This window comes from Providencia sp. PROV268 (assembly GCF_028477805.1).
GTDB lineage: Bacteria > Pseudomonadota > Gammaproteobacteria > Enterobacterales > Enterobacteriaceae > Providencia > Providencia stuartii.
Genome location: NZ_JAMPLW010000014.1, coordinates 1 through 11634, shown reverse-complemented (window position 1 = coordinate 11634; position 11634 = coordinate 1). Strand labels below are relative to the sequence as shown.

Here is an 11634-nt window from a genome sequence, read left to right as displayed (position 1 = left end):
TTAAAATACTTGCTAGGTTTCGCTGACATTATCTACAAAAATTTATAAAAAGTAAAAAATAATGCCATAACCTTAACAAGCTAAAGTCTACAACGAACTAAAAAAGATACAAGTAGAGCAAGCAAAAATCATGGTAAAAAAACATTTTTTAGCGGATAAATCAGAGAGATAAACGTAATCCTATTTTGAGTTGATTATTATCTATCACATTGATCTCAATTATTTTTTCGGTATTTTCTGAGTCTGAGATATCCGAATGTCAAATTTACTAAGAATATTCTTAATCTTGGCTAGTGATAATAGTTAGAGTGAATTTTTAGGTTATTTTGCTGTCCAGAATGGATACTTGCGATATTATGTGTTTTTTGAGGGCGCATAATAAAGCCGATAGAATGTCCTTCTTGTGCTGCTGTTTGTAAGCGAGCAAAGTCCTGTTTATTTAATTCCGGTAGCCAACCTAAAACAACACTATAATTACCACTTCTTAATGCCTTTTCCATCGCATCTATCGTCGTTATCGACGCCATATTGCTGAGTTGCATAATTTTGTTAATAGGCAAGCCTGATTGCATTAACCAGTGACGACTTAACTTTTTATTGGGGCTTAGCCAAAGCAGCCAACGAGATTGCGCCCCGAACTGACGCAACATCGGCAGTAGAATGTAATCCATAATAGGATGTTTTTCATCGTAAACCAGCTCACTCACCATGCCTTGTTGCATCGAGCCATCAATAGGCGGTGTTGAAGGCATTGCTTGTGTGCTGTGGTTAACAGAATGTTCAGTTGCCTTGTTCCAAGAATAAATAGCCATAGTTCACCTCGCAATCAAACTGTATGCATATACAGTAACTGTATATTTATCCAATATCAAGACTATTTTTTCAAAGCGCTTCGCAACTTTGTTGTTTTTATCTGCAATATTCTTGGAGTTTTTAGCGGATCCTCTCAGAATGTACTTCTGCTAATTGTTTGTAAAATTAAGGTATTTATAGTTTCACACACAAGGATGGAAGTAGATGAATGCTCATAAGGAGTTTGGGTGTATGTCTTTAACGGAAAAAAATGATTCTCGATTAGATCAGCTGTTAAAAGGTTTTGGTGAATTTAAAAAGAAAAACTATTTTGGCGGCTATTGTTTGATTGTTGATAACGTTATTGTTGGCTTAGCGCTTGATGGGCTCTTATATTTACGTGGCTGCCTTTTTGCAAGGAGCTACTTTGAATCAATTGAACTTGAACGGTTAGTTTTCAGTAAAAAAGGGATCCCACTAGAGCTGCGCTATTATCAGTTACCTCAGCAGATTTGGGAGAATGAAGCGCTTTTATTGCACTGCATTGATTTAGCCTATCGTTCAGCTATTGAAGAGCGGCAGCAAAAGCAGTCTGCCGTCACTCGGATAAAAGATTTACCTAATATGAATATGTCGGTTGAAAGGGCATTAGGGAAAATAGGTATTCATAAAGCCGACGATTTACGTGAAATAGGCGCGAAAGCGTGTTTTTTGAAGTTAAAACAGCTTGGTCGTTTTTCCCCTAGTATCAAATTATTAATTGGGTTGGCTGGTGCAATCGAAGGTTATCACAGTGCTGTGCTGCCGACACAAATTAAACAAGAGTTGATTAATTGGTACAACAGCGTTGGTTGAACCGTATTAGGCTAAAGGTCGCACAAGCGGGTGTAACGATTAACGCTGTATTTTGACACCCGCTCATCAGTTTGATTTATCCGCTATATGGCTGAATGATGGCCATTTGCAAGAGGCGAAGTAACGGGAATATTAATTTGTTTGATCATGGATTTTATTTCAGGGATCAGTTCAAGCAGCAGCCTTGTTTGTTCCATAATAAGAACCGTCTTTTCATCATCGCTGGTCGATATGCTATCTATGCGATGAGTGATACTCTCTCGTAGACGTTCTGATTTCTCATCCATTAAGGTATCTAGGCTCATGACTTGTAATGATGTTTCTACATAACAGATAGCATCACTCAAAATAATCAGGTTTTCCTCATTTTGCATTTGCTCTCGGTGCGCACCCAATGCTGAAATATAACTCAGTAAGGTGTGGTTGAGGCAGAGGAGCCTAAAGGCTTGCTCTTGAGTGACTTTATACGATTTAGGATCGGATGCCATATTGGAAACGATAGAAGCAAACTCAGCATCATTATTGTGGGCATCGCGGCGTGCAACACGGTATTCCAGACTGTTATCTTTACCTTGGTAATATTGCTGTAAAATCGCATCTAAATAGCGGCAGTTACTGTTCATGGTTTTTTGCACAACCTGCGGTAACTGGCGGAATTTCCAATCAGGCCATATAAAGCTAACAGCAAGGAAGGCTATAAAACAACCAACTAGCGTATCAATGACCCGAGGGAGAGCAACTTCAAATCCTTCCCCTAGCAGGTTGAAACAAAATAGAACGAGCAGAGTAATAAATAGTGTCGCTTGCGCATATTGGCTACTGCGGAAAACAAAAAACAGTAACCCAGAGATAACAATTAAGGTGAGCTGCCCTTCCATAGAAGGAACAAATTTTAATAGTGGCAAGCCAACGAGGATCCCAATCAGTGTGCCAATAATACGGAGTGCGAGCCGCCGTTTTGTTGCGCTATAGTTAGGCTGACAAACGAACAAGCTAGTCAATAAAATCCAATATCCTCTTTCTAAATCAAATAATTGGATGATGAGATAGCCTGTACATAATAAGAGAGACATCCTAACTGCATGGCGGAACAGGGCGGATTGCGGTGTTAAATGGTGCTTGAAGCGCGCGATGATATCACTGATGCCTGAAGGTGACTCATCTGAAAGTTGTTCAAATTGTTTATTATTCTGTTGGCGTGAACCTTGTTCGAGGCCAAGCCCTCTCAGTTGGACATCAATCCCTTTTAGATTTTTGAGTAGATTATACAGCGCCTTAATTTCATGAATTGCAGGTGACTGTTGTTTTAGCAGTTGCAGTGAGTTTTCAAGGTAAGCAAAAGTACCTTCAAAGCGCGGGTTATGTTGGTACTGCTTACGCCACAAAACAGATTGTGCTACCTGTTGGCAAGCCCGCGCTTGCATGCTAAGTAGTCGTTGGAAACGAAAGAGAATATCGCTATGGCGTAGCGTACGACTCAGTTGCTGATATTGTATGTGTGATGAGCTAGCCCGTTCATGGATATCTTGTGCAACGAAATAATATTGTAGGGTATTACGTGTTCCTTTCTGGCCTCTATCGCCTTTGAGCCGACTGAGCAGCGCAATTTTAGCCTGATTCATCGTACTGACTAAGGTGCTATTGACTAAGGCTAAATCATAGACTGACTGTTGGTAGTCATCTTCAAGATCAGGGTCGAATAAGTTGGCCTTTGCATCGAGGTAGGCGGCTAGCTGTTGATAACATTGAGTGATCGCATCTTGTAAAGGCCGAACAGGGAAAAGAATGTGGCCGATCAACGTAAGAAGGTTATACCAAATAGCCCCAATAAGTAATAGGGCGGGTTGTTGGTACCAAGTATCAAATATTGGCACCCCAAGCATGGTATAGATGGCTATCAATAACGCACCAAATGCAATAGTGGCGTAGCGTTGACCTAGCGCCCCTAAGAGAATAAACCCACAGGTCGAGAGTGCCAACCCAAAAAAGAACAGAACGGGATGCGGGAACAGTAACTCAATCGAAACTGAGGCAATAAAAAAACAAAGTAGGGTGATAGCTAGGTTTTTTAATCGGCCAGTCAACCTATCATCTAGGTCGGTCAAGGCGGCCGCTACCATACCTAATGTCAGAGGGATTGTGACTTTAGGCTCTTGCCCCAATAACCAAGGGATCAGTGTCGTCCCTGTCAGGGCGATTAAGATTCGGATATAATATAGAGCATGACTGTTATATAAAACACGACGATAACTGGTAAGCAGCGTTAACACAAAGTACCTCAGAGGCGAACATTTCGTAGTCTATACTCGTTATATTTTAAGTTGCCTAGCTGTTACGTGTTGAAGTGCTCAAGGTTTATAGGCTCCTTGGGCGTCTTTTCGACGAATAAACAAGCAGTTTAACCTGCCGCCTAGATACAACTCGAATATTTAGAGTCTATATAGGATAGCGTGTTTGTAAGTAATAAAAAACTGTCTGGAATCAAGCAGCCATTATTTTCATGATTGAACTACTCAGGTGCAGGATGTATGGAACTGAAATCAACACAGATTGGGCAGCGCCTGGCTCAGCATCCCTATAATCGGGTTCGCTTATTAAATGCTGGCATTGAGGTGAGTGGTGAAAAACATCAATATCTTATCCCTTTTAACCAATTAATTGATATTCATTGCAAAAGGGGAATTGTTTGGGGGGAGTTAGAGTTTGAACTAGCTGATGAGCAAGTTGTTCGTTTGCATGGAACCGAATGGAAGCAAACGCAACGCTTTTATCACTATTTAAATGATAAATGGCAACAATGGAGCATTGAAATGAGTGAGGTCAGTGCTCAAGTGCTTGTCGCCCTCGCAAAAGGAATACAGCAGCAAACTCAGCAGGATAATTGGTTTAGCTTGCGTGAATTAAACACCTTTCGTAAAAAGATCAGCGAGCAATTTTCCTCCCTTCCTCTGCCGTTAGCGCGAGTCAGTCAATTTGAAAACTGTGCTGCCCCTTATCACTACTGTTTGCAATGGCTCAATGATGGAGAACGTTGTCGGCAACAGGTTAACCAACAATGGAGTGAATCAATCCTGTCACGCTATAGTGATTTTTTCCAACATGTTGAAACCTCCCCGTTAAACTCAAGCCAAGCACTCTCCGTCATTAATGGAGAAGATAACGTTTTAGTACTTGCTGGGGCGGGGAGTGGGAAAACGTCAGTATTAGTCGCGAGAGCCGGCTGGCTTCTTTTAAGAAAGCTCGCTAAGGCTGAGCAAATCTTATTATTAGCGTTTGGTCGTAAAGCGGCGCAAGAAATGAATGAACGTATCCAAGAGCGTTTGCAGCAGGAGGATATTGAAGCCAAAACATTTCATGCGCTAGCGCTCTATATCATTCGTGAAGGAAGCAATAAATCACCTGCTATCAGTGAATTCGAAACTGACTCTCAAAAACGCGGTGAATTGTTATTGAATGAATGGCGTACACAGTGCAGTACGAAAAAAGCGCAAGCGAAAGGCTGGCGGGAGTGGCTAACTGAGGAGCTACAGTGGGATGTGCCGGAAGGTGAATTCTGGAAAGATGAAAAAATCAGTAAAAAGATAGTAAGTCGCTTAGAGCGCTGGTTAAGTTTAATGCGTATGCATGGCGGTAGCCAGAAAGAGATGATCGAATCTGCCGACGAGCAGTTTAGAGATCTGTTTCAAAAACGCCTTCGTCTCATGTCACCTTTATTAAAGGCTTGGAAAAGTGCTCTAAAAGATGAAGGGGCTATCGATTTCTCTGGGTTGATCCATCAAGCTGTTAATTTATTAGAGAAAGGGCGTTTTATTAGCCCTTGGAAACACATATTGGTCGATGAATTTCAAGATATTTCGCCGTTAAGAGCAAAACTGCTACAGGCATTGCGTCAACAGAATAAACAAACGTCACTTTTTGCTGTTGGTGATGATTGGCAGGCTATATATCGTTTTAGCGGGGCAGAGCTTGATCTGACAACCTCTTTTGAACACAATTTTGGCGAAGGAGCGCTGTGCGCATTAGACACCACTTATCGGTTTAATCAGCGCATTGGTGAAATTGCGAATCGCTTTATATTGCAAAATCCGACGCAGCTCAATAAACCACTTAATAGCCTCGTTAAAGGCAATAAAAAGTCAGTCGTTTTGCTTTATGAAAATGCACTGGAGCGTTTATTCGATAAGATGAGTGGTTATGTCACGGAAAATGAAACTATTTTATGTTTAGCACGTTATCACTATCTGCGACCAGAAATCTTAAGTAAAGCGCAAACACGCTGGCCAAAGCTTAAGATTGAGTTTATGACCATTCATGCCTCTAAAGGGAAGCAAGCCGATCATGTCATTATTTGTGGGCTGAACAGTGGGAAGGATGGATTCCCAGCGGCGGTACGCGAATCTATTATGGAACAAGTGTTACTCCCTAAACATGAGGAGTTTGAGCACGCAGAAGAGAGGCGGCTGTTATATGTGGCAATGACGCGTGCAAAACAGCAAGTATGGCTACTGTATAACCCCGATGAACCATCAGAGTTCGTTAGTGAATTAAAACAGTTAGGTGTGCCTAGACAGAAAAAACCTTAAATAGCAAAGAGCCGGATAAACTATCCGGCTCTTGAAGGCTTATTTTGTGCGTTCTTGTAAGTACTGCTGGTAATCAGGGATCACTATATCAATTGCACCATTAAAATAGGGTGACGTAATAATAAAGTCTGCTGTTGCTGGATTAGTGGCTACAGGGATATTCCAAACAGCCGCTAAACGTAATAAGGCTTTCACGTCTGGATCATGAGGAACAGCATTCAGAGGGTCCCAGAAAAAGATCAAAACATCGATTTTTTGTTCGGAGATCATCGCTCCTATTTGTTGGTCACCGCCCATAGGGCCGCTAAGCATACCAGTAACATGAAGCCCTGTATGGTGACTAATCAGTTTCGCTGTGGTACCCGTTCCAAACAGTTGGTGGGATTTAAGTTGTTCGCTATTCTTTGTTGCCCAAGCTAATAATGAAGATTTACAGTGGTCATGGGCAACGAGTGCTATATTTTTAGTGTTTTTTATTGTACGAGTAGTTGATTCCATGATGTTCCCTTAAAGGTGGCGTGGTATCACGCTAAGCATATTAATAATGACGTGTTTGTCGCGATCTGCTGGTTTTTATCGCAATAATGAGAGAAAGACTATCTCATAACTTTCTGGGGTAATTGAAAACATAATCCATGTTTTCTCTCATCTTGCCAGCAACATCAACGTGGTACTCATAGTAGAAAAATTGAGTTAGCACACACTACAACATATATCATATTGTAGATTAATAGTTTACTGATTTAGGGAGTTATTTTGATGACTAACCAAGAAATTGCTGAAATATTACGTAGTGTCAATACGATCGCCTTAGTTGGCGCAAGTGATAAAAAAGATCGTCCAAGTTATGAAGTGATGGAGTACTTATTAGAGCAAGGATATACCGTAATCCCTGTCAGCCCTAAATTAGCAGGGCAAATGCTATTAGGGCAAAAAGTCTACGCAAAATTAGCGGATATTCCTCAACCAATAGATATGGTGGATGTATTTCGTAATGCTGAAGCCGCGGTGGAGATCGCACAGGAAGCCGTTGCGATTAAAGCCAAAGTACTGTGGCTACAAAAGGGGGTTATTAGTGAAGATGCGAAAAACATCGCACTTGCTGCGGGCATGAAATTTGTTATGGATAGATGCCCAAAACAAGAAATCCCTTTATTAGGTTTAGAAAAGTAAGCATGACAATACAGTAAAGCAGCGTTGGGCTGCTTTACTGTTGGATACAAGTTAATAATTTTATAAACAACTAGTTACGTAGGCGCGGTGCCTGTAATTGTGAGCGAATAGACTCTGCCAATTCGTCCATGGAAGGTTGCTCTGGATGGTCATCAGCGGTTTCATAAGTAATTTGCGCTTCAGCCAAATAAGTATGAATAGCTTCGCCGTTGTCATCTTCCATAACAACATGGTACCAAGGCAGATCACGTAATGTGCTGTTTGAAGCAATATCATCATCGTGTGGTTGTTCGAGCGAATATTCGGCATCGACGTCGACCACAACGCCTAGGTAGCCGAGTAGTTTATGTCTAACTTGTTGCCCGATCCCATATTTACTGGTGATCATCATAGCCACCTCCTAAAAGCCTTGCTTATGCTATAACTTTATATTGGGGCAGTGTTCCGCGTTTTCAAGCCAATGTATGGACAATTACTCATAACGCAATACACTGTCTTATATGCAACATTGAAAAGCAGTGCCTCAATTCCAGATTATATGTTCGATGAATAAAAGACAACTGTAATAAATCGTATTTTAGTAAATAATGCACTGATAATGGGGGCCAAAATGACAACATCAACCGGACGTTTGTTTTATATCTATGGTCGCGTACAAGGAGTTGGTTTTCGTTACCAAACGTATCATTGGGCGAATCAAAATGGCATAAAAGGGTATGTCTATAATCGCGAAGATGGCAGTGTCGCACTGGGTATCTATGGTTCAGACCAAGATATCCGTTTTGTCGAAGAATGGCTCAATGCAGGTGGCCCTCCGGGAGCAAAGATTGATCACTATTTTAGTGAAAATTGGCACACTGAAAAAATAGCGGATTTTTCGGTCCGCTATTAATTGGCTAGCCATTTAAATACATTTCACGGGCTTTGGCAGGCCGGCAAGTTTTGTTGCTTGCTTTGCTGGGCCTTTAGGGAATAGTCGATATAAGTAGCGGCTATTTCCTTTATCTTCCCCAAATTGCTGTGAAACGGCTTTCACGAGCATACGGATGGCAGGAGATGTATTAAATTCCAAGTAGAATGCGCGAACAAAGCGAATGATTTCAAGATGCTCTTCTGTCAAAGTGATATTTTCTTGCTCTGCGAGAAGAGGAATAAGATCTTCGCTCCATTGTTGGCTATCGATAAGGTAGCCCTGAGGGTCAGTCTCAATTTCTTGGCCGTTAAAAAGCAACATACAGATTTCAACCTAAACAAAAATAGAGTGCAAATTTAGCAAAAAATAGGCGATAACCCAAGCGACCTGTTGGAAATGTTGATAATTTAGCCCATTAACACATTAAGTGCCTATTTTTATAGCAATTGATAAAATAGGGGGTTTACATCGAAAGCGCAGATGTTTATAGTGCACGTCATTGCGGAGGGGTGGCCGAGCGGCTGAAGGCAGCGGTCTTGAAAACCGCCGATGGGAAACCATCCGAGAGTTCGAATCTCTCCTCCGCCATCTTCACTTCTAGCAACGTCTTCTAAAGTCTTCCAATCCCAAGTAAATCAAGTATTCCAGCGAAATCTCACTCTACCGAAGTCTACTAACGTCTTTCTAAATCTCTACAATTTGTTGTATAGTTTTTGTATAGAATTTACCTCTACAATATTAGTGATTTATGAAGCTAACAGATATGCTAATCAAGTGTGCTTACACGCCGACCTCATATTGTGCCGCTATCAGAGCAGGTGATTGATTTGCTGAAACAGACACATCCCATCAGTGGCAGTTATCAATATATATTCCCTAGTCGCACTGATTATAGAAAGCACATACCAGATATGGCACTGAATACGATGATTAGGCGCATGGGCTATAGTGGGCGAGCCACAGGCCACGGCTTCAGGCACACAATGAGCACCATCCTACATGAACAAGGTTATAACACTGCATGGATTGAGACACAGCTAGCACACGTTAATAAACTCTATTCGTGGAACGTATAATCATGCTCAGTATATTGATGGGCGTAGAGTGCTAGGGCTACTTTGCCAACATCGCCTTCATCCAAGAGTCAATCTGAGATGGCGGTATATGAATACCTGCTTGGGGATCTGACAGGACTCCATCAGTTAGCTTTACAAGGCAGTATGCGGATATTACAGCTGCTATCAATTCAAGCGGTCGGTTACCAACTGAGAATAAAATACAGAAATCAGCTGTAGGTATATTAATTTCTTTTTTATGATCATCATCCATAAACCATGAGCCGTATTCAAAGCCGGTAATCTCGTTATCTAATTGATAAGGAAGAAAACCAGAAAAGGTGAGTAAGTCAAAATCAGTATCCATAATCAGTGATTTATTAACCTTGGCTATTTCCGCCTGCCACTCGAAAGGTGATGGGAGTGATTTAGAAGAGAGGTAAACGTTAAAATCTTGAGACATAGATATTACCCTAGCTAGCATGTTTTTCATTTTAGCCTACTAAATACTATTAATTGAGAAAAGGCTTTTAATAGGAAAATAATTTCTAATAACCATAAGCAAACACGGTGTGGTTATTTTGATATCAAAAAGACTCATAGTAATAACGTACCAAAATGGTACTGTGATAAACCACGGTAGTACTATTGATTGGGCTATATAAAACCTAATGCTTGCCATTGACCAAAATTAGATTGGATTGATTAATATCTTTGTTATCACTAGTGTTTTATGAGTATGCAGTAGGTACATCTTCGGTTTCAAATTAAAGCAAGTTATACAGCATTTACTATGATGGTATGAAGGTGAGTAAATCAAAAATGAGAAAAGCGAAATCAACCAGAATCACCACATCAGGAACGGTAATAAAATCCCCTGAGAAAGTTAAAACAGCTACAGGTAAAGTTATGGCCACAATGACTATTCAGGCTGAGAGTGACAAGCGTAGTCCAGATTTTCATAACCATGTTGGTTGGCTTTAATAAAGGCATATTTAAGTCGGATTGACTTGCAAAGTACAACGCGGCTTTTTTAATGTATCCTGCTTTTTAGTGACTCTTTGTAACTCTTTTTTAAGTCGCAGAATGTCATCACTTTCAATAGATATAATTTGATATTGCGAAGAGTCTGGCTATATTTTTTAATCCATGCGTAAAGACTATGCGTTGTTGTGCTCAGTCGGTTAGCCGCGCGGGCTACACTATGTCCTTTTTTCGTGATTTGCTTCAATTTTCAATTTTCAATTTTCAATTTTCAATTTTCAATTTTTCTGGATATTGTTTGCTGCTCATAAACACCTCTCTTTTCGCTATTTTGTCTAACTAAAAGGTGTCTATCAAGTCGGTGGCTATTCAAACAGAATGCGGTAAATAAGGTAGTTATATAGGCACTGTTGCAAAGTTTTACTGAGATTAATTTCTCTACTATAGATTGTCATTCAGATGATCAAAAATCCAATATATTGTGGCTATAACGATTCATTTTTTATAAAAATCAAACTTTGCAATAGTGCCAAAATAATTAACTAAATATAAAATTTAGTTAATCTCTCCTTTATTACCCTAAATATGGGTTTTAAGTTGTTTTTTATTTTTGTATATGGGCTGAAAAAATTATATTTATCTAAAAAAATTAATATGTCAGGTCGATTGATTTAGATATAATTGCCAATTTTTTGACTAAATGGGGAAACGTTCATGTCCACTCGTAAGTATTTAACCCAACAGGAAATATCTCGACTTTTAGCTGCTTGTCATTTGTCGCGACATCCCGAACGTAATTCTTGCTTAATTTATATGTGCTTTATACATGGTCTAAGGGCAAGCGAAGCCCTATCGCTAAAATTATCTGATCTTAACTTAGAAAGTAATGAGCTTTATGTACATCGTTTAAAGAATGGTTTTTCAGTTAATCACCCACTGATTGATGAAGAGATCCCTCTCATTAAAGCTTGGCTAAAAATTAGAAATACATGGAAAGGGAAAGAAAGTCAGTGGTTATTTTTATCTGAAAGAGGGACTGCCATGACTCGTCAGCGCTTTTATCAACTTTTTTCACGACTTGGTGAGCTAGCTGAACTAACTCTAGGTATTCATCCCCACATGTTACGACATGCATGTGGTTATGCATTAGCGGATAGAGGCGCCGATACGCGTTTAATTCAGGATTATTTGGGGCACACGAATATACAACATACCGTAAGATACACAGCAAGTAACCCAGCAAGATTTCGGGGAGTATGGTGAGATAAAGGCGTTAAAA

Annotated in this window: 12 protein-coding genes, 1 tRNA gene and 1 pseudogene; 8 read left to right on the top strand and 6 right to left on the bottom strand. The window is 40.2% G+C overall.

Annotated features, from left to right (window positions below; all coding sequences use genetic code 11):
• Positions 1–290 precede the first annotated feature (290 nt).
• Positions 291–812, bottom strand: a complete 522-nt coding sequence (gene sulA / locus PR699_RS11695) for an SOS-induced cell division inhibitor SulA (protein ID WP_014657947.1) — start codon at positions 810–812, stop codon at positions 291–293.
• Positions 813–1044: 232 nt separating this feature from the next.
• On the opposite strand from sulA, the gene PR699_RS11690 reads away from it, so the two are divergent.
• Positions 1045–1647, top strand: a complete 603-nt coding sequence (locus PR699_RS11690) for a TfoX/Sxy family DNA transformation protein (RefSeq protein ID WP_225829639.1) — start codon at positions 1045–1047, stop codon at positions 1645–1647.
• A gap of 83 nt (positions 1648–1730) precedes the next feature.
• Here PR699_RS11690 and yccS read toward each other — a convergent pair whose 3' ends face one another.
• Complete coding sequence (yccS, locus tag PR699_RS11685) at positions 1731–3917, bottom strand: YccS family putative transporter (protein ID WP_014657948.1); 2187 nt, start codon at positions 3915–3917, stop codon at positions 1731–1733.
• Positions 3918–4175: 258 nt separating this feature from the next.
• On the opposite strand from yccS, the gene helD reads away from it, so the two are divergent.
• Complete coding sequence (helD, locus tag PR699_RS11680; protein ID WP_014657949.1) at positions 4176–6230, top strand: DNA helicase IV; 2055 nt, start codon at positions 4176–4178, stop codon at positions 6228–6230.
• Positions 6231–6269: 39 nt separating this feature from the next.
• Here helD and PR699_RS11675 read toward each other — a convergent pair whose 3' ends face one another.
• The gene (locus PR699_RS11675) at positions 6270–6728 is read right to left on the bottom strand and encodes a methylglyoxal synthase (RefSeq protein WP_014657950.1); all 459 of its coding nucleotides are present in this window, start codon (positions 6726–6728) and stop codon (positions 6270–6272) included.
• 261 nt (positions 6729–6989) lie between these two features.
• Between PR699_RS11675 and PR699_RS11670 the strand changes: the two genes are divergently transcribed.
• Positions 6990–7403: a CoA-binding protein gene (locus PR699_RS11670; RefSeq protein WP_014657951.1), complete on the top strand. Its 414-nt coding sequence runs from the start codon at positions 6990–6992 to the stop codon at positions 7401–7403.
• A gap of 70 nt (positions 7404–7473) precedes the next feature.
• Here the strand turns inward: PR699_RS11670 and hspQ are convergent, their stop codons facing one another.
• Positions 7474–7794: a heat shock protein HspQ gene (gene hspQ, locus PR699_RS11665; RefSeq protein ID WP_004918224.1), complete on the bottom strand. Its 321-nt coding sequence runs from the start codon at positions 7792–7794 to the stop codon at positions 7474–7476.
• A gap of 219 nt (positions 7795–8013) precedes the next feature.
• Here hspQ and PR699_RS11660 point away from each other — a divergent pair, with 219 nt between their 5' ends.
• A complete protein-coding gene (locus tag PR699_RS11660; protein WP_223854711.1) occupies positions 8014–8295 on the top strand; it encodes an acylphosphatase in 282 nt (93 codons plus the stop codon).
• A gap of 12 nt (positions 8296–8307) precedes the next feature.
• On the opposite strand, the gene PR699_RS11655 is transcribed toward PR699_RS11660, so the two are convergent.
• The gene (locus PR699_RS11655) at positions 8308–8637 is read right to left on the bottom strand and encodes a TusE/DsrC/DsvC family sulfur relay protein (protein ID WP_004918228.1); all 330 of its coding nucleotides are present in this window, start codon (positions 8635–8637) and stop codon (positions 8308–8310) included.
• A gap of 182 nt (positions 8638–8819) precedes the next feature.
• Between PR699_RS11655 and PR699_RS11650 the strand changes: the two genes are divergently transcribed.
• Positions 8820–8904, top strand: a tRNA-Ser gene (locus tag PR699_RS11650).
• A 197-nt stretch (positions 8905–9101) separates the two neighbouring features.
• Positions 9102–9504 (top strand): annotated as a pseudogene (locus tag PR699_RS11645) (tyrosine-type recombinase/integrase); the annotation flags it as partial.
• Here the strand turns inward: PR699_RS11645 and PR699_RS11640 are convergent.
• Positions 9430–9834, bottom strand: coding sequence for a hypothetical protein (locus PR699_RS11640; protein WP_014657971.1), 405 nt, complete (start codon positions 9832–9834; stop codon positions 9430–9432). The pseudogene PR699_RS11645 and the gene PR699_RS11640 sit on opposite strands and share 75 nt — an antisense overlap.
• A gap of 359 nt (positions 9835–10193) precedes the next feature.
• Between PR699_RS11640 and PR699_RS11635 the strand changes: the two genes are divergently transcribed.
• On the top strand, positions 10194–10355 hold the full coding sequence (locus PR699_RS11635) for a hypothetical protein (protein WP_154640039.1): 162 nt from the start codon (positions 10194–10196) through the stop codon (positions 10353–10355).
• A 714-nt stretch (positions 10356–11069) separates the two neighbouring features.
• Positions 11070–11618 carry a tyrosine-type DNA invertase gene (locus PR699_RS11630; protein WP_014657972.1) on the top strand — a complete coding sequence of 183 codons (549 nt, stop codon included), beginning with the start codon at positions 11070–11072 and terminating at the stop codon, positions 11616–11618.
• Positions 11619–11634: the final 16 nt, after the last annotated feature.